Source organism: Corynebacterium sp. HMSC067D03 (genome assembly GCF_001811185.1).
GTDB lineage: Bacteria > Actinomycetota > Actinomycetes > Mycobacteriales > Mycobacteriaceae > Corynebacterium > Corynebacterium coyleae.
This window is the reverse complement of sequence record NZ_KV803805.1, coordinates 1-20,302: the sequence shown is the minus strand read 5'-3', so window position 1 is coordinate 20,302 and position 20,302 is coordinate 1. Positions and strand designations below refer to the sequence as shown.

At 65.7% G+C, this 20,302-nt stretch carries 20 protein-coding genes, 1 tRNA gene and 1 pseudogene; 17 read left to right on the top strand and 5 right to left on the bottom strand.

What is annotated here, in order from left to right; translation table 11 throughout:
• Positions 1–61 precede the first annotated feature (61 nt).
• Genes nth through HMPREF2785_RS04290 form a run of 4 tightly spaced genes read left to right on the top strand, consistent with a single transcriptional unit; the run spans position 62 to position 3,303 of the window.
• Positions 62–853: an endonuclease III gene (gene nth, locus HMPREF2785_RS04305; protein WP_070614333.1), complete on the top strand. Its 792-nt coding sequence runs from the start codon at positions 62–64 to the stop codon at positions 851–853.
• Positions 850–1,407, top strand: coding sequence for a TlpA family protein disulfide reductase (locus HMPREF2785_RS04300; protein WP_070614332.1), 558 nt, complete (start codon positions 850–852; stop codon positions 1,405–1,407). The genes nth and HMPREF2785_RS04300 overlap by 4 nt, the downstream gene beginning before the upstream one ends.
• Positions 1,407–2,105, top strand: a complete 699-nt coding sequence (locus tag HMPREF2785_RS04295; protein ID WP_083308845.1) for an NUDIX hydrolase — start codon at positions 1,407–1,409, stop codon at positions 2,103–2,105. Before HMPREF2785_RS04300 ends, HMPREF2785_RS04295 begins: the two co-directional genes overlap by 1 nt.
• 10 nt (positions 2,106–2,115) lie before the next feature.
• On the top strand, positions 2,116–3,303 hold the full coding sequence (locus tag HMPREF2785_RS04290; protein WP_070421547.1) for a MarP family serine protease: 1,188 nt from the start codon (positions 2,116–2,118) through the stop codon (positions 3,301–3,303).
• On the opposite strand, the gene HMPREF2785_RS04285 is transcribed toward HMPREF2785_RS04290, so the two are convergent.
• Entirely contained in the window at positions 3,300–3,809 is a 510-nt protein-coding gene (locus HMPREF2785_RS04285) for a phage holin family protein (RefSeq protein ID WP_070614331.1), read from the bottom strand. The genes HMPREF2785_RS04290 and HMPREF2785_RS04285 overlap by 4 nt on opposite strands.
• A gap of 120 nt (positions 3,810–3,929) precedes the next feature.
• The gene (locus HMPREF2785_RS04280) at positions 3,930–4,748 is read right to left on the bottom strand and encodes an HAD family hydrolase (protein WP_070614330.1); all 819 of its coding nucleotides are present in this window, start codon (positions 4,746–4,748) and stop codon (positions 3,930–3,932) included.
• Between the two features lie 169 nt (positions 4,749–4,917).
• Between HMPREF2785_RS04280 and ssd the strand changes: the two genes are divergently transcribed.
• The 7 genes from ssd to HMPREF2785_RS04245 are packed head-to-tail and all read left to right on the top strand — an operon-like array spanning position 4,918 to position 9,154.
• Complete coding sequence (ssd, locus tag HMPREF2785_RS04275) at positions 4,918–5,937, top strand: septum site-determining protein Ssd (protein ID WP_070614329.1); 1,020 nt, start codon at positions 4,918–4,920, stop codon at positions 5,935–5,937.
• On the top strand, positions 5,938–7,065 hold the full coding sequence (locus HMPREF2785_RS04270; RefSeq protein ID WP_070614328.1) for a TadA family conjugal transfer-associated ATPase: 1,128 nt from the start codon (positions 5,938–5,940) through the stop codon (positions 7,063–7,065).
• The gene (locus HMPREF2785_RS04265; RefSeq protein ID WP_083308844.1) at positions 7,062–7,808 is read left to right on the top strand and encodes a type II secretion system F family protein; all 747 of its coding nucleotides are present in this window, start codon (positions 7,062–7,064) and stop codon (positions 7,806–7,808) included. The genes HMPREF2785_RS04270 and HMPREF2785_RS04265 overlap by 4 nt, the downstream gene beginning before the upstream one ends.
• Complete coding sequence (locus HMPREF2785_RS04260) at positions 7,805–8,362, top strand: type II secretion system F family protein (protein WP_070614327.1); 558 nt, start codon at positions 7,805–7,807, stop codon at positions 8,360–8,362. The genes HMPREF2785_RS04265 and HMPREF2785_RS04260 overlap by 4 nt, the downstream gene beginning before the upstream one ends.
• Before the next feature lie 11 nt (positions 8,363–8,373).
• A complete protein-coding gene (locus HMPREF2785_RS04255; RefSeq protein WP_070421541.1) occupies positions 8,374–8,565 on the top strand; it encodes a DUF4244 domain-containing protein in 192 nt (63 codons plus the stop codon).
• Positions 8,565–8,834 carry a hypothetical protein gene (locus HMPREF2785_RS04250; RefSeq protein WP_070614326.1) on the top strand — a complete coding sequence of 90 codons (270 nt, stop codon included), beginning with the start codon at positions 8,565–8,567 and terminating at the stop codon, positions 8,832–8,834. Before HMPREF2785_RS04255 ends, HMPREF2785_RS04250 begins: the two co-directional genes overlap by 1 nt.
• On the top strand, positions 8,834–9,154 hold the full coding sequence (locus tag HMPREF2785_RS04245) for an Rv3654c family TadE-like protein (protein WP_070614325.1): 321 nt from the start codon (positions 8,834–8,836) through the stop codon (positions 9,152–9,154). Before HMPREF2785_RS04250 ends, HMPREF2785_RS04245 begins: the two co-directional genes overlap by 1 nt.
• A gap of 11 nt (positions 9,155–9,165) precedes the next feature.
• On the opposite strand, the gene HMPREF2785_RS04240 is transcribed toward HMPREF2785_RS04245, so the two are convergent.
• Positions 9,166–11,499 carry a DEAD/DEAH box helicase gene (locus tag HMPREF2785_RS04240; protein WP_070614324.1) on the bottom strand — a complete coding sequence of 778 codons (2,334 nt, stop codon included), beginning with the start codon at positions 11,497–11,499 and terminating at the stop codon, positions 9,166–9,168.
• A gap of 184 nt (positions 11,500–11,683) precedes the next feature.
• Here HMPREF2785_RS04240 and HMPREF2785_RS04235 point away from each other — a divergent pair, with 184 nt between their 5' ends.
• Complete coding sequence (locus HMPREF2785_RS04235; protein ID WP_070421537.1) at positions 11,684–11,887, top strand: cold-shock protein; 204 nt, start codon at positions 11,684–11,686, stop codon at positions 11,885–11,887.
• Between the two features lie 54 nt (positions 11,888–11,941).
• On the opposite strand, the gene HMPREF2785_RS04230 is transcribed toward HMPREF2785_RS04235, so the two are convergent.
• Positions 11,942–12,568 (bottom strand): DedA family protein, encoded by a 627-nt coding sequence (locus HMPREF2785_RS04230; protein WP_070421536.1) that lies wholly within the window; start codon positions 12,566–12,568, stop codon positions 11,942–11,944.
• Positions 12,569–12,733: 165 nt separating this feature from the next.
• Here HMPREF2785_RS04230 and topA point away from each other — a divergent pair, with 165 nt between their 5' ends.
• Together topA and HMPREF2785_RS04220 are read left to right on the top strand one after the other, a co-directional pair.
• Entirely contained in the window at positions 12,734–15,598 is a 2,865-nt protein-coding gene (gene topA, locus HMPREF2785_RS04225) for a type I DNA topoisomerase (protein ID WP_070614323.1), read from the top strand.
• 64 nt (positions 15,599–15,662) lie between these two features.
• A complete protein-coding gene (locus HMPREF2785_RS04220) occupies positions 15,663–16,778 on the top strand; it encodes an HNH endonuclease signature motif containing protein (protein WP_070614322.1) in 1,116 nt (371 codons plus the stop codon).
• Between the two features lie 109 nt (positions 16,779–16,887).
• Here HMPREF2785_RS04220 and HMPREF2785_RS04215 read toward each other — a convergent pair whose 3' ends face one another.
• Positions 16,888–18,411 (bottom strand): adenylate/guanylate cyclase domain-containing protein, encoded by a 1,524-nt coding sequence (locus tag HMPREF2785_RS04215; protein ID WP_070452965.1) that lies wholly within the window; start codon positions 18,409–18,411, stop codon positions 16,888–16,890.
• Between the two features lie 37 nt (positions 18,412–18,448).
• Between HMPREF2785_RS04215 and HMPREF2785_RS04210 the strand changes: the two genes are divergently transcribed.
• The 3 genes and pseudogenes from HMPREF2785_RS04210 to HMPREF2785_RS04200 form a co-directional block, all read left to right on the top strand.
• Positions 18,449–19,663: a DNA polymerase III subunit delta' gene (locus HMPREF2785_RS04210; RefSeq protein WP_070614365.1), complete on the top strand. Its 1,215-nt coding sequence runs from the start codon at positions 18,449–18,451 to the stop codon at positions 19,661–19,663.
• A 65-nt stretch (positions 19,664–19,728) separates the two neighbouring features.
• Positions 19,729–19,801 (top strand) — tRNA-Thr (locus HMPREF2785_RS04205).
• Positions 19,802–20,026: 225 nt separating this feature from the next.
• Positions 20,027–20,302 (top strand): annotated as a pseudogene (locus HMPREF2785_RS04200) (IS256 family transposase); the annotation flags it as partial.

Here is a 20,302-nt window from a genome sequence, read left to right as displayed (position 1 = left end):
CCAAGCACAAGCGGAATCAGCACCACAAGCAAAAAGGTCATACCCATAGTGTACGGCTAGCATGTTGGGCATGGCCGCTTCGACCTCTCCATTGAAACATCGCCGCCCAGGCGCCCATCCCGCCGCGAAGGGGAAAGAGACTCCGATCGGGCGTAAGCGCAGGGCACGCCGTATTAACCGCACGTTGGCGGCAGCGTATCCGGACGCGCACGCGGAGTTGGACTTTACTAACCCGCTGGAGTTGCTCGTTGCTACGGCGCTGTCCGCACAGACCACGGACGTACGGGTGAACATGGTCACCCCGGCGCTGTTTGCCAAGTACCCCACGGCCGCCGACTACGCGGAGGCTAACCAGGCAGAGGTGGAGGAGATTATCCGCTCGACCGGGTTTTACCGCTCCAAGGCGGCGAACCTGATCGCGATGGGCCAGAAGCTGGTCACCGATTTTGGTGGCGAGGTGCCCGAGAAGCTCGAGGACCTGATCACCCTGCCCGGGGTGGGCCGCAAGACGGCGCATGTGGTGCGCGGCAACGCGTTCGGCTACCCGGGGCTGACGGTGGACACGCACTTCCAACGCCTGGTCAAGCGCATGATGCTCACGGAAGAGACGGATCCGGTGAAGATCGAACACGCGATCGCGGAACTGATCGAGCGCCGCGAGTGGACCATGTTCTCCCACCGCATCATCTTCCACGGCCGCCGCGTCTGCAACGCCCGCAAACCGGCCTGCGGCGCTTGCCCGATCGCGTTCGACTGCCCCTCCTTCGGCGTCGGCCCAACCGACCCGGAGGAAGCCGCCGAACTGGTCACCGGGCCCGAGCGCGACCACATTTTGAGGATGGTGGGCCTGTGAAGCGCACAATCTGGGTCAGCGTCGCCGCGATCGTTGCGGTGACGATGCTGGTCATTGCGGGTGCCAGGGCGTTGCTTGTCGACGACGCCACGCCCCCGGCCGGCGACGGTGTCGTCGAAAAGCAATCTGCCCCGGTGACAGGACGCCCGGACTGCCCAGAAGGTGCGATCGGCGGCGTGGACCTGGCGTGCCTTGGCGGCGAGGTCGCCGGCGCGCAGCAGGAGATCACCGTGGCCAACGTGTGGGCGTGGTGGTGCGAACCGTGCCGGGCGGAGTTGCCTGTGGTGGAGGAGTTCGCCCGCGCACACCCCGAGTACACCGTGGTGGGCGTGCACGCGGACCGCGATGGGGCGCGAGGCGCGGCGTTGTTGGAGAACCTCGGCGTGGACCTGCCGAGCTTCGAGGACGACTCCAACGTGTTCGCCGGCACGCTCGGCCTGCCGCCGGTGGTGCCGCTGACCGTCGTGTTCCGCGGCGAGGAGCAGTTGGGCGTGTTTGCCAAGGAGTTCACCTCGGCCGAGGAGCTGGCCGAGGCCGTGCGCGGGGTGCTGTGATGGTTGCGGTGCGGCCGGAACGGGCACCGGTGTGGCTGCGGGGGCTCGTGGATAAGCTGCGCGCTGGCGAGGGCGATGCGCGGGTCAAAGCGATGCTGGGCCCGCGCGTGCCGCAAACGCCGGGGGAGGACCAGGCGGCGGTGCTCATCGTGTTTGCTGGCGACCCGGAGACGGAGGAACTGCCGGAGGACGCCCGGGTGCTGATCACGCACCGCACCCCGTCTATGCGCAGCCACTCCGGCCAGATGGCGTTTCCGGGCGGGCACATCGACGCCACAGATACAGGCCCGGTGGCGGCGGCGCTGCGCGAGGCATACGAGGAGACGGGGCTCGCCCCTGAGCGGGTTGTGCCGCTGGCGGTGATGGGGCAGGTGAAAACCGGTGGCAGCCGCAGGCTGGTGCGCCCCGTGGTGGCGTACGCACCCGACCCCGGTGAGGTGTACCCGGCAAGCGAGCTCGAAACCGACGACGTGTTCTTCGTTCCCATCCGGGACTTGGTGGATCCGGCCAACCGCGCGAAGCTCGGCTGGAAGCACTGGACCGGTCCGACATTTTGGGCGCGCGACTATCTCATCTGGGGTTTTACCGGAATCTTGCTGGCGGTCGTGCTGGATCTAGCCGGCTGGGTGCGCGCCTGGGACGAGCGTCCGGGCGATCTTTACGAGGCGCTGGCCCGATCCCGCAACCGCGAGCTGTAACATTTGCGGAATGCACCTGGTCGTTGACGTTCTGCTTGGGCTTGCCGTCGTCGCTGCGTTTGTCAGCGGCTGGCGCCAAGGTGCGTTTTCGGCTGTGATCTCCGCAATCGGCATTATCGCGGGCCTCGTGGTGGGGCTGGCGGTGGCGCCGTTGCTTCTCGACGTCACCGAGTCCCAACCCATCCGCATCACGCTGCTGCTGTCGGTGGTGGTGCTCTTCGTCGGCCTGGGCAACCTGCTCGGCGTGACCCTCGGGGGCAACTTGCGGGCGCGGGTACGCAGCCGCCTGACGCGTTTCGTGGATTCGGTGGTGGGCGCACTGTTCCAATCGGTCGCACTGGCGCTGGTGGTGTGGTTTATCTCAATCCCGCTGGCGTCGGCGGTGCCTGGCGAGTTGGGCGACGGGATCCGCAACTCGCACATCCTGGCCAAAATCCACGACACCGCTCCGGAGAGCGCCGGGAAACTGCCCGCGAAATTCGCAGCGCTTCTCGACGAATCCGGCCTGCCCCCACTCGTCTCCCCCTTCCAATCCCCGCACGGCGCCCAGGTGGACGCACCCGATAACGCGGCGCTTCGCCCCGAAGTTGTGGAGGCGGCCCGCCCGAGCGTGGTCCACGTCATGGGCGATGCGGAGAGTTGCCGCCGCCGGCTCATGGGCTCCGGCTTCGTGTTTGAGGATGGCTACGTGCTCACCAACGCGCACGTCGTCGCCGGCACCGAGCGCGTCTCCTTGGACACGGTCGTCGGCGTGAAGCCCGCGGACGTGGTGCTCTACGACCCGGATACCGACATTGCGGTCCTCCACGCCCAGGGCTTGGGTCTGCCGCCTCTGCGTTGGGCTGCACGCGAGCTGCAGCGTGGCGACGACGCCGTGGTCATGGGCTACCCCAAATCCGGCCCCTTCGAGGCCGCACCGGCGCGAATCCGCAGCCAACTGACCATCGCAGGGCCGGACATTTACACCACCGGTCGTGTGGAGCGTGAGGCCTACACCATCCGCGGCGACATCCGCCAGGGCAACTCCGGTGGCCCGCTGCTCACCCCGGCAGGGGAGGTCGCCGGCATGATCTTCGGCGCGTCCCTGGATGCCTCAGAAACGGGTTACGCGCTGACTGCACACCAGGTGCAGCAGCGCGTAGGGGATGTGACCAGGCTGAACGGTGTCGTCGATACGCAAGCCTGCGTCAGCGGTTAGCGGCTGGTGTAGAGCCCAGCCTCGTTCTTGGTCAGGTTCTTCTGAGCCTCGCCTGGCTTCAGGTTCTTCAACTCGTTGACCGAGCTGATGGTGCGCTCCGGAGTCTTGATCTTCTTGACCTTCTTCAGGCCAACCAGCGCGAGCAGGCCAGCCAGGGCGATCATGATGAGGAAGACGATCAGGAATGCCCAGCCGCGGTGCATCCAGGATGCGAGCATCTCCGCGAACGCGAAGAAGAGGAAGAACGAGGAGTACAGGGCAATCACGCCGGCGACGCCGAACAGGCCGCCGCCGATGGCGCCCTTCTTCACCTCGCCCATGACCTCGGCCTTGGCCAGCTCGATCTCGCCGCGGACCAGGGTGGACACCTGCTCCGACGCGTTAGAGATCAGCGTGCCGATGGACTGCTGGCCCGGCACCGTCAAATCAGTATCGCGCAGCGGAATCGAATCCACCTTGGCGGTTACGGCGCTCGAGCCGCTGGTGTACAGACCTTCGTTGCTCACTGTTTACTCACCTTCCTGGGTGGCTTATTACATGAGGCACCCTGGGACGGTGCCTGGAATTCTCCCAACGATGTTAGCGATACATCACAGTGTTTGCCTGAATCGGGGTGAAAGATAGCGTCACGCGCTGTGACGCTTGTCGCCGGACTTGCCGGAGACCGCACGCGCGATGAGCACCCCAGCCACCGCCAACGCGGTCACGCCGGCGATCACGCTCGCGCCGATGCCGACCTCGCGGGCGTTCGGCATCTGGATGAGCGGCTCCGGGTCTTTAAAGGTCCGCACCTGCCAATCGTGTGACAGTGCGTGCTTGCGAAGCGCCCGGTCCGGGTTCACCGCCACCGGGTTGCCCACCAGTTCCAGCATTGGAATGTCCGTGGCGGAATCGGAGTAGGCGTAGCTGCGCTCCAGGTCGTAGTCGTGGTCGGCGACAAACTGGCGCACAGCCTCCGCCTTCGCCCCGCCCTTGAGGTAACGGGTGATCTCGCCGGTGAGCTTGCCGTCCTTCTCCGCGAGTTCGGTAGCCACGACCGTGTCTACGCCGAGTTCGCGCGCGATCGGCTCAACCAGAATTGATGCGGAGGCGGAGATGATGATGACGTCGTGGCCTTGGGCGCGGTGCTCGTCGATAAGTTCGCGCGCTTCGGCGTAAATCGCGGGCGTGACCACGGTGCGCATCGTTTCTTGGGTGATGCGCTGGACGTCCTCGATCGACCATCCTTCGATGAGTTGGGCGAGCGAATCGCGCGTGGCGTCCATCTTCTCGCTGGAATGGCCGACCAGCATGTACTGGGCTTTGGTTAGGTAGAGGTCCCACGCCTCTTGTCGCGTGATCATTCCGTTGTTGCGGAATTCTTTGCCGAAGGCGAAGGCGGAAGACGTCGCGATGATCGTCTTGTCTAGGTCGAAAAACGCCGCCACCGGCCGTGTGGGAGACATGCTTTAGCAGTCTAGCCCCACTTTGCTGGTGGGGCAGTGTAGGCCCGCTGTGAAAGAAGTGAACATTTGGGGCGAATTGTCCACAGGCTTTTTGTTGAAGTGTCACCCAGATTGCGAGTTGTCCACAGGGTGGTTGCCACATTTACGCTGGTGAAAAACACTTATTGGCATGACACGCACACACCCACACACCGGCCCGATCGTGGTCGCGGTCGCCGACCCCGCTACCCACTCCGAGGCCGTTCACCTCGCCGCCGCAACCGGCCGCCAAGTCATCGACACCGCCGATGCGGCCGAGCTCGCCCGCCACGCGCCCAAAGCATTCGCCGTGCTTATCGACGACACCCGCGCCCCCGAACTTCCCCCACCCCACGCAGCGAACGTCTTCCGCGTCGGTGGGGAGCTGGTCGATTCAGCCGAGCGGGTCTTCGTCCTGCCCGCCGAGGCCGCGGACCTCCTGCGCGCCATTGGCGCCCTTGCCGTGCAGCCCGCGGCGATGGCGGCGCGCGGGAAGGTGATCACCGTCGTGGGCGCATCCGGTGGGTCAGGGGCGTCCACCCTGGCGGCCGCACTATGCCGGGTTACGTCACGGGGTGACTCGGCAACGCTGCTCGACGGGCACTGGCTCTCCGGCGGGCTCGACCTGCTGCTTGGCATCGAGCACGTCCCCGGCGCGCGGTGGGGCGAGATCGACTTCGGTGAGGGCACTGTTGCGCGCACCGACGTGCGCCGCGCGCTGCCCGCCACCGCCGACGACATCGCGGTGCTGACCTTTCCGCGCCAGCGCGTGGCGGACCCGTTCCGGCTGGAGGCGGCCGCGTTGGAGCACGTCGCCGGTGCCGTCGGCGGGGCAGGGCTGACGGTGGTGGATGCGCCCGCCGCGCTGATTCCCGGCCGCAGCGACCTGGTCGTCGTGGTGGTCGTGCCCGAGGTGCGCTCAGTTGCCGCCGCGACCCGTATCGTCGCCGAGTGCGCCGCCGCCGGTCTGCCGTGTGTGTTGGTTGTGCGCGATAGCGCCTGGGCCGCGCTGACCGACGAGGAGATCGCGCACACCACCGGCGCCACCGTACTCACCCACCTGCCACACGTGCGCGGGCTGACTCGCACGGTGGAAAAGTCCGGCCTGCCCGCGCGTGTGCCCCGTTCGCTAGCCGCCTGCGCCAACGCGGTGCTCGAGGAGGTGGCCTAAATGACCGACCGCGACCTCATCGCCCGCGTCAAACGCCGCCTCGCCGACGAACCCACCACCCCGGAGCCTGCCCGCATCGCAGCCCTCATCCGCGAAGAAGCCGTGGTGATCAGCGACATCGGCGTGCTGGATGTGATGCGCACACTTCGCGACGACACCACCGGCACCGGACCCCTCGAAGCACTGCTTGCCGACGACACCGTCACCGACATCTGCGTCAACGGCCCCAACTGCGTCTACGTCGACTCGGGTGCGGGCCTGGAACGCTCCGCGGTGCGCTTCGAATCCGAAGCCGCCGTGCGCCGGCTCGCCTCCCGCCTGGCCGCCAGTTGCGGGCGCCGCCTCGACGACGCGCAACCGTTTTGCGACGGCCACATCACCCGTGACGACGGCACCCTCCTGCGCTTCCACGCCGTGCTCGCCCCAACCGCCCAGGCCGGCACCTGCATCTCCCTGCGCGTGCTGCACACCGCCTCTGCCACCCTCGACGACCTGGTAGCGCGCGGAGCGCTGGGTGGGGAGGTTGCGGAGGTGCTACGTGGGGTCGTCGCAAAGCGAAAAGCGTTCGTGGTCGTCGGCGGCACCGGATCCGGCAAAACCACGCTGCTATCCGCCCTGCTCGCGGAGGTCGACCCGGCCGAGCGCATCGTCGCCATCGAAGACACCCTGGAACTCACCCCCGACCATCCGCACGTGGTCAACCTGACCACCCGCGGCGCGAACTCCGAGGGTGCCGGCGAGATCACCATCGCGGACCTGGTGCGCCAGTCGCTGCGTATGCGACCCGACCGCGTCGTAGTGGGCGAGATCCGCGGCGCCGAAGTCGTCGACCTGCTCGCAGCACTGAACACCGGCCACGACGGCGGCGCCGGCACCCTGCACGCCAACTCGATCGCGGAGGTCCCCGCCCGCTTCGAAGCGCTCGCCGCGCTGGGCGGGCTGGATCGCGCCGGGCTGCACGCCCAACTCGCCGCCGCCATCGACGTGGTCATCGTGGTTAAACGCCACCCCGACGGCACACGCCGCCTCCACCAGATCGGCGTGCTCGACGGCCAACCCGTGCGAGCCAAGGTGGTGTGGGACGCCGACGCCGGCCCCGCCGACGGTTACGAGGAGCTCCTGTCATGACCACGCTGTTGCTTCTCGCCGGCGCCGCTGCCTGCCCGCCGCCTGCCCCGAGTGCTCGCATCGCGCCGCGCTCGTTGGCTGTTCCTCCCCGCATTGCCATCCCGCTGGTTGTCGGCGCCGTGGTGCTCGCCGCCCTGGCGTTCGACCGGGCCAGCCTGGTCATCGCGCTAGCGATGGGTGCGGCGACGGTGGTGTGGGTCGCAGATACCCAACGGCGCGCCCGGGCCGCCTCCAAGCGCACGGAAGCGGTCGCCACCTTCCTCGGTCACCTTGGCACCAACGTCGAAGCCGGCGCGCCACTGCACGCCGCGTTAGAGCGCGCCGCCGAACACGCACCGCGCGAGATCGCCCGCGACGTCGCACACCTCATCCACCACGTCACCACCGGCGCACCACTTGCGGCCGAGACGGACGAGTTCGCCCGCATCGCCCCGCTGTTCGCACTGTCGGCCAGCAGAGGAGTGCCGCTGTCGCGCCTGGTCGCCGCCGCGCGCGACGACATCGATCACACCCGACGCCACCGCGCCACCACCAACGCCGCGCTTGCCGGGCCCAAAACCACCGCGGTTGTGCTCGCCCTGCTGCCGTTCGCCGGCCTGCTCATGGGCGCGGCGATGGGCGCGAACCCGCTCGCGCTGCTCACCGGGGGAGGCCTCGGCGGAGTACTGCTCACCGTCGGCACCGCGCTGGTGTGCGCCGGTGTGATCGTTTCCCAACACATCATCCAAGGAGCCACCACATGATCGCCGCAGCCCTGCTCATCGCCATCGCGCTCGCCGTCAGCCCCGCGCAGCCCGCCCGGCGCGTCACCCGCCAGGTGCCGCCCACGCCGAAGACCCCGCGCGACGGACCCGACTACGCGCTGCCGGACCGCTGCGCCGCCGACATCACCCTGTTCGCGGCCTGCTTCGAGGCCGGCCTGCCGGTCAGTGCCGCAGCCGCCGCGGTAGCCGAAACTCACGACGGCGACCGCAGTCCGTGGCACACCGTCGCAGCGCTGCTCGCACTCGGGGTCGAACCTGAGCGCGCCTGGTCGGAACTCCACGCCATTCCCGGCGGGGAGGACTTGGCCAGCCTCGTCGCTATGACGCACGCGTCCGGCGCGGCGCTGGCACAAGGGTGCGAACGTATCGCTTCAAACCTGCGTGCCGACGCCGCCGATCACGCCAAAGCCAAAGCGGAACGCGCCGGCGTACTCATCGCCATCCCGCTCACCGCGTTTTTCCTCCCGGCGTTTTTCGTCCTCGGGCTCGCGCCTGTGGTGATCAGCCTCGGGAGCAACCTCATCAACTTCTGAAAGGAACAATCATGACTCGCATTTCCACCTTCTTCATCCAGCGTTTGCGTAACGACGCCGGAATGTCAACCATCGAATATGCTTTCGGTTCGTTGGCGGCAGCTGCCCTTGCCGGGGTGCTGTATCTCGTGGTCAACGGCGACGGGGTCGTTTCCGCCATCGAAAATGTGATCACCAGCGCGCTGACCAACACGCCAGGCTGATGACCACGATTGAAACGGCGCTTTCGCTGGCCACGCTCGTGGTGGTTACGGCTGCGATCGTGGGTGGCATTGCCACGATGTCCGCCTACATCGCTGCCGTGGACATTGCCGGTGCCGCCGCCCGGGCGCACGCGATGGGCGTGGACTACACCCCACCGCGCGGCGAGGTGACCATGCACGAATCTGCAGGCCTGGCCACCGTTACCGCCGCCGTGCCCGCCCCGATTGGCACCATGCGCGCCACCGCGGTCTTCCCCGTGGAGTTCTAATGCGCAGATTGCTTATCGACGACACCGGCTCCGCCACCGTCACCACCACCGGCATCATCACCGCAGTGGTCTCCTTGGCCCTTGCGGTGGTGGTCACCGGGGCCCGCACCGCCGACACACACCGTGCCCGCGTGGCCGCGGACCTTTCCGCCGTCGCCGCAGCCACCGCGCTGTACCGTGGCGCGGACGCCTGCACCTGGGGCAACGCCACCGCCAGCAACAACGGCGCTGAGGTCACCTCGTGCGAGTTCGTCGAAGGCGACGTCATCGTGGCCGTGCGGCTGCGCCACGCCGAAGCGACCGCTCGCGCCGGGCCGTAACGCCTTGCCTGTCAGCCAGTCATGGTGACCAACGCGCCGAGCAGCTTCAGCGCGGCGTGCTTGTCCAGGGGCTGGTTGCCGTTGCCGCACTTCGGCGATTGCACACACGACGGACAGCCGTCTTTGCAGCCGCAGGACCGCACCGTTTCGTAGGTCGCGGCGATCCACTCGTGGAAGCGGGCGAAGCCCTCGTCGGCAAAGCCTGCGCCGCCGGGGTGGCCGTCGTAGACAAACACCGTGGGCAGCATCGTGTCCTGGTGCAACGCCGTGGACACGCCGCCGATGTCCCACCGATCGCACGTGGCCAAAAGTGGCAGCAGGCCGATCGCGGCGTGCTCCGCAGCGTGCAGCGCTCCGGGGATCTCGCCAGCCGTAATACCCAGTTTGTCCAGCACCATCGGGTCGATCGTGTACGCCACCGCGCGGGTGACTAGGCGTTGCTCGGGCAGGTCGAGGGGGATGTGTTCGGAGACGGTGCCGTCGGCAAGCCGGACGACATAGCCGGTGACACGGTCGATGACCTCCACGTCCACACTGGCCACCCACAGTCCCGGCGAAGGGTTTTCCAGATCTGTCGGCTCGCCAAGGATCGTGATGTCGGTCGTGGAGCGCGCCTGCGTGGAGTAATCCGGCCGCTCCGGCGCGACCAGCGCCACGTAATCGTCCAGGTCTAGCGACTGCACCACAAAGTATTCGCCCTGGTGGATGTACACCGCGCCGTCGTGCACCTGGCTCATCGCACGCCCCGCGTCCACGGTGCCCAACAGCCGCCCGTCGGTCACGTCGACGATCATGACTTCCTCACCCACGCCTCCGCGAATGCTTACCGACGAATGCGCCGTCTCCGGAGTGACCTCCCCCTCCAACTGGGGCACCGCAAACCACCCCTGCGGCCGGCGGCGTAGCAACCCCTCGGCGGTCAGGTCGTTGACAACGTCGGTGGCGTTGAAGGCGGCGACGTCGTCGTCGCTAAGCGGACGCTCCACCGCCGCGCAGTACATATGACCGCGCAGGATGTAGGGGTTGGCCGGGTTGAACACGCTGTTTTCTACCGGCCGGCCGAGCAGTGCCTCGGGGTGGTGAACCAGGTACGTATCCATCGGCTCGTCGCGCGCCACCATCACCACCACGGAGCCCTGGCCGCGCCGGCCTGCGCGCCCGGCCTGCTGGCGAAACGACGCAACCGTGCCCGGAAACCCCGCCATGACCACCGCGTCCAGGCCCCCGACGTCGATGCCAAGCTCAAGCGCGTTCGTCGTGGCCACGCCAAGCAGATCGCCGTTATCCAGACGCTGCTCGAGGGCGCGGCGATCCTCCGCGAGGTAGCCGGCGCGGTAGGAGGCGACGCGTTCGGCGAAATCGGCCCGGCCCGCCACCACCAGGTCCTCCTGGGCGCGCATAGCCACCGTCTCCGCGGCGCGGCGCGAGCGCACAAACGTCAACGTGCGCGCACCCTGCAGCAGCAGCGTGGACATGATCGACGCCGCCTCCGTCGTCGCCGGGTACCGCACCGGCGCGCCGTTTTCGCCCTCGGCGCCCTCGATGAACCCCGGCTCCCACAATGCGATGGTGCGCTCGCCGGTGGGCGCCGCATCCTCCGTTACCGCAACAACCTCGCGCCCGCACAGCCGCGACGCCTGGCCCGCAGGATCCGCCGCGGTCGCTGAGGCGAAAATCAGCGTCGGCTCAGACCCGTACGCCTTCGCAATACGCAGCAACCTGCGCAACACCAACGACACGTTCGCCCCGAACACACCCCGGTAGGTGTGGCACTCGTCCACCACCACAAACTTCAAATGGCGCAGCAGCCGCGCCCAACGCTCGTGCGCACCCAAAAGACCCGCGTGCAGCATGTCCGGGTTCGTAAACACGTAGCGGGTGTGCTCCCGGATGCCCGCCCGCGACTCCTGCGGCGTATCCCCGTCATACGGCGCCGGGTGTACCGACGCAAGCGCCGCATTCCCCCGCGTCATGGCAAGCGTTGCCTGCAACTGGTCCGAACCCAACGCCTTCGTCGGCGTCAGATACATAGCGCACGCCTTCGGATCCGCCGCCAACGCGGAAAGCACCGGCAACTGATAGCCCAACGACTTTCCCGACGACGTCCCCGTCGCCACCACCACATCCCGGCCCGCCCACGCCAACTCCGCGCACTGGGTTTGGTGGGCGTAGGGGAGGGTGACGGTGTCGTCGATAAGCATCTGCTTCAACCCCGGCTCCACCCACTCGGGCCACTGTCCAAACACCGCGAGACGAGCCGGCTCATGCTCCACATGCGTCACCGTCGCAGCAGGGAAACGCTGCGCAAGCACCGAAACGAGCTCATCGCCAAAACCAGAAACCATGATGGTGAGCCACTTTAGCCGGGCCAAAGCAGTGCCCCCGACAACAAATCGTGGCAGACTGGGCAACGGTCACAGATTTTGTGTGCGCCTCATCAGGTGCTCGCGAGGATTGTGCACGCGGGCACCAGGACCAAACAGGCCCTGGTGGACGACAAAAACATGCAACATTTTGAAAGGTTTCACCATGGCAACCGGAACTGTTAAATGGTTCAACGCCGAAAAGGGCTTCGGCTTCATCGCACCCGACGACGGCTCCGCCGACGTCTTTGTCCACTACTCCGAAATTCAGGGCTCCGGCTTCCGTACCCTCGAAGAAAACCAGCAGGTCGAGTTCGAGGTCGGCGAAGGCGCCAAGGGCCCACAGGCCCAGCAGGTTCGCGCCCTCTAAAACAGCGCGAACAAACCCCCGGACGGTACACCCGCCTGGGGGAAATTTTTACGCCTACACCGCGCTAATTCCGCGGCGAATATCAGAACGCTCGAAGATCTGGTTCTGCAGCTTCTGAATCACAAACCCCACAAGCGAACCCAGCACTACACCCAGCACCATGCCCAGAAGCGGATACTGCTGCAGGAGCGTGCCACCCAAATAGCCCATGCCGACACTCAGGCAGGCCCACAGGATCACGCCGATGGTGTCGAAAAAGAAGAACTTAAACCAGTTGTAACGCACCGACCCCAGCACAATCGTGGCCACCCAACGCGCCCACGGGAGGAAACGCGCAACAATAATCATCGCGCCCGCACCCCGGTTCATGTTGGCCCGCACCCACGTAATTGCCTGGCCAGCCTTCGAATCCGGATCCAACCGATCCACCCGGTGAATCAACTTCGCGCCGAGAGCGAAACAAATATTGTCGCCGATAATCGCACCGATAATCGCCGCGATGATCACACCCCACACGTTCGGCACACCACGCGACGCGGAAAACGCACCAGCCAGATTCAACACCGTTTCAGACGGCACCACCGGCGCCAACGCATCCGAAACGATCAGCAACACGACGAGTGGGTAAAAGATCGGCAACCCCATCAACGTATGCAAAAACTCAATGAGTGAATCGACCACGCTGCGTCCTCCTTTCCACCCCAACAACTCCGCGCCAGGGCACCAACGCAGTGTAATGCCAGGGGCGAGAAAATCCCCCGTCCGTATAACCATGTGCTAGTTGTCTGATAAGAATGAGGAAGTTTTACCGCTCATACGCTTAGTGGGAATCGAGGAAAGGTCAGCGTGACTGCAAACGGCAAGACTCTCGTGATCGTGGAGTCCGCGACAAAGGCGAAGAAGATACAGAAGTATCTCGGCGACGATTACATCGTGGAAGCATCGGTGGGCCACATCCGTGACCTGCCGGGCCGCGCCGCCGACATCCCCGCGAAGTACAAAAACGAGCCGTGGGCAAAACTCGGCGTCAACCCGGAGAAGGGCTTCGACCCGATCTACGTCGTGTCCGCTGACAAGAAAAAGAAGGTCACCGACCTGCGCGCCAAGCTCAAGCAGGCCGACAAACTCCTGCTGGCAACAGACCCGGACCGCGAAGGTGAAGCGATCGCGTGGCACCTGCTTGAAACCCTTAAGCCGAAGGTGCCGGTAGAGCGCATGGTGTTCAACGAGATCACCGAATCTGCCATCCGCGAAGCCGCCGAAAACACGCGCGAACTCGACATGGATCTCGTCGACGCCCAAGAGACCCGCCGCATCCTCGACCGCCTCTACGGCTACGAAGTTTCCCCCGTGCTGTGGAAGAAAGTCATGCCGCGCTTGTCCGCCGGCCGCGTCCAATCCGTAGCCACCCGCGTCATCGTCGAGCGTGAACGCGAGCGCATGGCGTTCATCGCCGCCGAATACTGGGATTTAACTGCTTCGCTCGCCCACTCCTCCGAAGAATTCGACGCCAAACTCGTCTCCCTCGACGGCAAGCGCATCGCCCAGGGCCGCGACTTCAATGACCGGGGAGAGTTGGTGTCGGATGCGGTGGTCGTCGATAAGCAAAAAGCGCATTCGCTTGTCGACGACCTCGGCACCGCACCGATGCACGTCACCGCAGTGGAAGAAAAGCCCTACACCCGCAAGCCGTACGCGCCGTTCATGACCTCGACGCTGCAGCAAGAAGCCGGCCGCAAACTCCACTTCACCTCCGCGCGCACCATGCGCATCGCGCAACGCCTGTACGAAAACGGCCACATCACCTACATGCGTACAGACTCCACCTCCCTGTCCAAGCAGGGCCTGGACGCCGCACGCGCCGCAGCACGCGAGCTCTACGGTGCCGACTACGTCTCCGCCAAGCCGCGCGTCTACGACCGCAAGGTGAAAAACTCCCAGGAAGCCCACGAGGCGATCCGCCCCGCCGGCGAACGCTTCGCCACCCCCGGGCAGCTGGCGGGCGCGCTGGACGCCGAAGAGTTCAAACTCTACGAACTGATCTGGCAGCGCACCGTCGCCTCCCAAATGGAAGACGCACGCGGCAACTCCACCAAAATCACCATCGCCGCCGACGCCGCCGGTGAGGCTTGCGAGTTCACCGCAACCGGCCGCACCGTCACCTTCCCCGGCTGGCTGCGCGCCTACTCCGACCGCCAGTCCAACGAAACCCGCCTGCCGCAACTAGCCAAGGGCGACGAACTGGCCACCAAGTCCGTCACCGCCGACGGCCACACCACCAACCCGCCTGCGCGCTACAACGAAGCGTCGCTGGTGAAGAAGATGGAAGAACTCGGCATCGGCCGCCCGTCCACCTACGCGTCCATCATCAAGACCATCCAGGACCGCGGCTACGTTGTCGTCCGCGGCAACGCACTCGTGCCGTCCTGGGTGGCGTTCTCCGTCGTCGGGCTGTTGGAAAACAACTTCGACGCACTCGTGGACTACGACTTCACCTCCTCCATGGAAGACGAACTCGACGAAATCGCCCACGGCAACCAAGACCGCACCAAGTGGCTCACCGGCTTCTACTTCGGCGACGCCGACGCCCGCGAGTCCATGGCGCAAGCCCTCGCACGCCGCGGCGGGCTGAAGCACATGATCGAGAACAACCTCGAATCCATCGACGCGCGCGCCGCGAACTCGCTGACACTTTTCGACGACGCCGAAGGCCGCCCCGTCGTCGTCCGCGTCGGCCGCTACGGCCCCTACATCGAGCGCGTCGTCGGCGAGAAGGACGGCGAGCCCGAATACCAGCGCGCCAACCTGCCCGAATCCGCAACCCCGGACGAAATCACACTCGAGATGGCCGAGAAACTCTTCGCCACCCCGCAGTCCGGCCGCGAACTGGGGGAGAACCCTGCCAATGGGCGTGTGGTCGTCGCAAAGGAAGGGCGCTTCGGCCCATATGTCACCGAGCTCGTGCGTGACGACGAACGCACCACCGCCGAAGCCCGCGCCGAAGAAATCATCGCCGCTGAGCGCGCCGAAGAGGACAAACAGCGCGCCGAAGAAGGCAAACGCGCAAAGAACTGGGAAACCAAAACCGCTGCCGCGCAGAAGGAAAAGCGCATGGCGCAGCTGGTCGACGAGCAGTTGAAGCCCGCCACCGCCTCCCTCTTCGCGTCGATGGAACCGGCAACGGTCACGCTCGAGGAAGCACTGAAACTGCTGTCGCTGCCGCGCGAAGTCGGCGTCGACCCCGCCGACGGCGAAGTCATCACCGCCCAAAACGGCCGCTACGGCCCATACCTGAAGAAGGGCACCGACTCGCGCTCGCTTGCGTCCGAGGACCAGATCTTCTCCATCACCCTGGAAGAAGCCCGCCGCATCTACGCCGAACCGAAACGCCGCGGCCGCGCCGCCGCCAAGCCACCATTGAAGATGCTTGGCGACAACGACGTCTCCGGCAAACCCATGACCGTCAAAGACGGCCGCTTCGGCCCATACGTCACCGACGGCGAAACCAACGCGTCACTGCAACGCGGCGACACGCCAGAGACGATGACGGACCAGCGCGCCAACGAACTGCTCTCCGCGCGCCGCGCCCGTGAAGCCGAAGACGGCGGCAAGAAAGCCACCAAGAAAAAGACGACAAAGAAGAAGGCAACCAAGCGCGTGACCAAGCCGAAGCAGACCACAAAACGCGTGGTCAAAGCTCGCAAGCGCTAGGGATTGCACAATATAGTGGACAATTCCTTTACAAGGGTTGTGCTGTGCGCTTAGCGTGCATGGCATGACATTTAGCGAGATTCTCGAGGCCCTGGCGCACGCCGACATCAGCGTGCTCGCCGGTTTCGACGAGTCCGCGCCCGCCTTCGCCGCCCTCGACCCCGCCCTGAAACGTAAGTGGGCGCAGGCGCACGCCACCTACTTCGGCGCGACGAAGTTCACCCGCAAGCAGGCCGACGCGCGCCGCTTGGCCGCCGGAATGCCGCTCGACCAGATCTGCCTGCTCGAGCGAAAACTCGCCGCCGTCGCCGACCTTGCCGAGCGCTGGCGTCTCCGCCTCGAACTGTTGCGCTTCCGGGGCTCCTACAAAGCGCTGTCGCGGCGTATCGACGACACCATCACCACCCCGAAACCCACCCCCAAGAAGCAGTGCCGCTTCTCCAAATCGCGCGCTGGGATGCGCAACATGTCGCTGACCTACTCCGAGCGCGACATCGCCGATTTGGAGCACCTGCTGCGTTCGCTCATCGACCCGTCGCTGCCCGCCGCCGAGCAAATGGCCGACGCGCTTGTGAGCCTGCTGCGCGGCGGCGGCGCTGGGGGTGCTGATGGTGTCGGCGGGGTTGGCGCCGGCGCTGGGATTGCTGGTGTCGGTATGCCCTACGCCGCCCCGCGCCCGATCATCCTGGTGCCGTTGCCGGAGTGGACCCGCATCCAGTCCGGCCACGGCGACGAAGTGGAGCTCATCCTTACCGACGGCACCACCATGACCGGCGCCGAATTCCTCGCCCGCGAGTTCGGCGCCGACCTGGAGGTTGCCGCGTTCCACCCTGCAGAGGGAGCGGTGAACCTGTACCGGGCGAAGCGCTTCGCTAACGACAAACAGCGCACGTTGGCGTCGATGATGTCGCCGACCTGTCCGGTACCCGGCTGCCGTCACGGAGCCGATCACTGCGAAATCCACCACATCACCGCCTGGCGACACGGCGGGGAAACCAACCTGGCCAACCTCGTGCCCCTGTGCAGTTACCACAACGGCACGAACGACGACGACCCGTGGATCGTGAGACGAGGCCGAATATGCATCCGCGACGGCATCCCAGTGTGGGTGTCACCCAACGGGTACGAAGTGCCGAACGACACCCCCGGAGCCATGCAGCTCCTGTTCGGAAACAACTGACCGGGCGCGATTGAGCGCGCCCGCAGGCCTGAGTTCTGCCGCGCTGCGCTGGGCCGGGGCTGCTGCCGCGCCGCGCTGCGCTGGGCCGGGGCTGCTGCCGTGCTGGGTCCTATGAGCGGTCCGCCATGGTGGAGCGCACCGGGCGCGCCAACTGCGTCATCTTGTTACGCCCGCGCAACTCCACCGACTTCATCAGCGTCCAGCGCTGCTGCTCAACCTCGTTCGCCGCGCGCAGGGTCGCGGCGTTGGTCAGCACCATGCCCGGGGTGTCCTTGGCAAGGTCGGTGAGGCGGGCGGCGCCGTTGACGGCGTCGCCGATCACGGTGTACTCGAAACGATCCTTGCCACCGATGTGGCCAGCGACCACGTGGCCCGAGGCGACACCGATGCCGGCCTTCAGTTCGAAGCCTTCCAGGCCGCGCTGGATTTCGCGGGCGGCTTGGAGGGCGTGCGAGGCGGCGTCGTGAAGCGAAACTGGCGCTCCGAACACCGCAAGCGCCGCATCGCCCTGGAACTTATTAATCACGCCCTTGTTGCGGTGCACCACCTCAACGACAACCTCGAAGAACTCGTTGAGCGCCTCCACGACCTCCTCCGGGGTGTGCTGGACGGTGTAGGTGGTGGAGCCGACGACGTCGATAAACAGCACCGCGACCCGGCGTTCCTCGCCGCCGAGCTGCGGGCGCTCCTCAAGCGCCTTCTGTGCGACCTCAGCACCGACGTACTTGGCAAACACGTCGCGAACACGCTGGCGGTCCTGCAGACCCCGCATCATCTCGTTAAAGCCGGCTTGGAGGACACCGATCTCGGAGCCGTCGTAAATGTCCACCTGCGTATCGCCCTCACCGCGGCGCACACGGTTGATGGCGACCTGCAGCTCCTTAATCGGATCGACGACGATCACCGTCGCAAACGACGTCCCCACAAACCCCGTGAAAATCCCCGCCGCGATCAGCGCCACGATCGCCGCCGTCATCTCACCCGGGGTGTCCCGGAAGTAGCCGACGCGCTGCGCCACAGCCAGCAGCAGCACCCCGACCATCGGCACGGCGGAGGTGGTGAACCACGTCAGCATCAACCGAGACGCGATCGGCGGCTGGAGCGTCGAATCCTCGAACCGCCGCGCCAGCGCCGACGCCGCAATCGGACGCACGAGACGCTCCGCCTGCAGATACGTGAGCACCGACACCACAAAACACGTCAGGATGGTGGTGGCGAGGACGACGATGCCCAGGGGGACGTCGACAAGCAACGTGCGCACCGTGACAATCGCAATGCCCAACCCCCACACCGCAACAACGATGATCGTCTGCAACACCGGCAAACGCATCACCAAATGCCGCACCATGTTCGGGTCATGATCATCCGGGCGCCGCTGCCACTCCAGCACCGGCCGGAACAGGAAAAACGTGACGATCACACCGAGCGCAACAGCAATCGCCGCATACAACACCCCGATAAACCCAAGCTGGCCGTTGAGACCTAACTCGTTGACGGCATCCATCGGGATGAGGAAGCGCACGAACAACATGCAGCCCACGGCGCCGAGCAGGTTGGTGCCCAGCACCGTCGCGGCATAGAGAGGCCACGACGTGCCCCAAAGCCACTGCAGCTCGCGCCAGATACGTTCCATGGTCTATCACCTTAGCGCGCGGGTACTCTGGTCACCTGTGACTACCCGCAGCGTTAGTGAGCGTTTGGCTGGCACCCCGGCGGTGCGCGACATCATATTGTCGGCGGCTGCCACGGCGAGGGGGCAGGGGGATGCGTATGCGATGACGCATGCGTGGTTGTTTACGGGCCCTCCGGGTTCGGGGCGGTCGAATGCGGCGTTGGCGTTTGCGGCGGCGTTGATGTGTGAGAACCCGGACGAGATTGGGTGTGGGCGGTGTAAGGGGTGTCGTGATGCGTTGTCGGGGTCGCATACGGATTTGGTGCATGTGGTGCCGCATACGTCGACGATCAAGGTGGATTTTGTGCGTGATGAGATCGTCGCAAAGGCAGCTCGCTTACCGACGGTCGCCCCCTGGCGCGTTGTCATCATCGAAAACGCGGACCGCCTGGCCACGTCGATCACCACCGCGCCGGCTGACGCGCTGTTGAAGACGGTGGAGGAGCCGCCGGAGCGCACCGTGATCATCATGTGTGCGCCGTCGACGGATCCGCAGGACTTTTCGCAGACACTGCGTTCGCGCTGCCGGCATGTGTATGTGCCGTCGCCGTCGGAGGATGAGTTGGTGCGCATTCTCGTCGAGGAGGAGGGGGCGTCGGAGCATGATGCGCGCCTGGCGGCGGTGTCGTCGCTACGCCATATTGGCCGGGCGCGGTTGTTGGTGCGTTCAGAGGCGATTCAGCAGCGTCGCGCGATGGCGATCAACTTGGCCGAGTTGGTGTTTCACGGCCCGCAGGCGTTTCAGGCGGTGGGGTCGTTGCTGAAGGCGGCGGAGAAGGAGGCCATCGAGGCGCATAAAGCTGACGACGAAGCCGAGCGCGCCAAGCTCGAAAACGCCCTCGGCATGGGTGCGAAGGGGAAGGGGGCGGCGAAGGCGCTGCGGTCGGTGGCGTCGTCGGTGCGTCAGTTGGAAGAGGAGCAGAAGCGTCGTGGCACGCGCCGCAAGCGCGACATGCTGGACCTCGTGTTGGTGGACCTGGCGGGGGTGTACCGGGATGCGATGGTGGTGCAGTCGGGTGCCGAGGTCGGTCTGACGCACCCGGATTTTGAGGGGCTCGCGCGTGAGATTGCCGGCCAGGTGTCGGCGGAGGGGCTCGTGGAGTGCCTCGAGGCGATCGGGCAGTGCCGCGAGCGCCTGGACCAGAACGTGACTCCGGCGGTGGCGTTCAACGGCATGATTGGCCGTATAAGGCTGGCGTGCAACGTGTCTTAACCTGCGGGTTTCGCAGGTCGCGCCCGCTAGGTTAAGCTGTCTTCCCGGTGCAGCATTGCTGCCCGGCCACCTTAGCTCAGTCGGCAGAGCGTCTCACTCGTAATGAGAAGGTCGCGAGTTCGATTCTCGCAGGTGGCTCACCCAAAAGCCCAGGTAAAACGGTGTTTTACCTGGGTTTTCTTTTCGTTTCGCGCGCGCCGGGGGGTTAAGCGACAAAATGTGTGTCCGGAATCGTTGATTTTCATGCTCTGAACTCCGCGTTTGCGGAAAATATATGCTCCAAAAGCATATATTGGCCCTCTCTTGCGAAAATCCACGGTGTGGCTGCCATGGTGTGCTATGAAGCAGTGGTTCGGTTGCCCAATGCCAAAGAACCGACCACGCTGCCATTGTGGCGGCGATATGAAACGCAACGGCACCACCAGCAACGGGACGACCCGGTGGCGGTGCAAAATCTGCGGTGCTTCACTGACCAAGCAGCGCAGCGATATCACCAACGCAGCCCTATTTCGTGCGTTCATCCAGCACCTGACCACCGGGACCAGTCTTGCGGCGATCGCCGGCAACATGAGCTGCTCGACACGTACGCTGCAGCGCAAATTCGATGCCTTTTGGCTGGTTGACGTGCCTGACCCGACC

What these genes read in the sequence shown, in the direction of transcription:
- nth (WP_070614333.1), top strand. Translation starts at nt 62, where the DNA reads ATGTTGGGCATGGCCGCTTCGACCTCTCCATTGAAACATCGCCGCCCA.
- HMPREF2785_RS04295 (WP_083308845.1), top strand. Translation starts at nt 1,407, where the DNA reads ATGGTTGCGGTGCGGCCGGAACGGGCACCGGTGTGGCTGCGGGGGCTC.
- HMPREF2785_RS04290 (WP_070421547.1), top strand. Translation starts at nt 2,116, where the DNA reads ATGCACCTGGTCGTTGACGTTCTGCTTGGGCTTGCCGTCGTCGCTGCG.
- HMPREF2785_RS04280 (WP_070614330.1), bottom strand. Translation starts at nt 4,748, where the DNA reads ATGTCTCCCACACGGCCGGTGGCGGCGTTTTTCGACCTAGACAAGACG.
- ssd (WP_070614329.1), top strand. Translation starts at nt 4,918, where the DNA reads ATGACACGCACACACCCACACACCGGCCCGATCGTGGTCGCGGTCGCC.
- HMPREF2785_RS04270 (WP_070614328.1), top strand. Translation starts at nt 5,938, where the DNA reads ATGACCGACCGCGACCTCATCGCCCGCGTCAAACGCCGCCTCGCCGAC.
- HMPREF2785_RS04265 (WP_083308844.1), top strand. Translation starts at nt 7,062, where the DNA reads ATGACCACGCTGTTGCTTCTCGCCGGCGCCGCTGCCTGCCCGCCGCCT.
- HMPREF2785_RS04260 (WP_070614327.1), top strand. Translation starts at nt 7,805, where the DNA reads ATGATCGCCGCAGCCCTGCTCATCGCCATCGCGCTCGCCGTCAGCCCC.
- HMPREF2785_RS04255 (WP_070421541.1), top strand. Translation starts at nt 8,374, where the DNA reads ATGACTCGCATTTCCACCTTCTTCATCCAGCGTTTGCGTAACGACGCC.
- HMPREF2785_RS04250 (WP_070614326.1), top strand. Translation starts at nt 8,565, where the DNA reads ATGACCACGATTGAAACGGCGCTTTCGCTGGCCACGCTCGTGGTGGTT.
- HMPREF2785_RS04245 (WP_070614325.1), top strand. Translation starts at nt 8,834, where the DNA reads ATGCGCAGATTGCTTATCGACGACACCGGCTCCGCCACCGTCACCACC.
- HMPREF2785_RS04240 (WP_070614324.1), bottom strand. Translation starts at nt 11,499, where the DNA reads ATGGTTTCTGGTTTTGGCGATGAGCTCGTTTCGGTGCTTGCGCAGCGT.
- HMPREF2785_RS04235 (WP_070421537.1), top strand. Translation starts at nt 11,684, where the DNA reads ATGGCAACCGGAACTGTTAAATGGTTCAACGCCGAAAAGGGCTTCGGC.
- HMPREF2785_RS04220 (WP_070614322.1), top strand. Translation starts at nt 15,663, where the DNA reads ATGACATTTAGCGAGATTCTCGAGGCCCTGGCGCACGCCGACATCAGC.
- HMPREF2785_RS04215 (WP_070452965.1), bottom strand. Translation starts at nt 18,411, where the DNA reads ATGGAACGTATCTGGCGCGAGCTGCAGTGGCTTTGGGGCACGTCGTGG.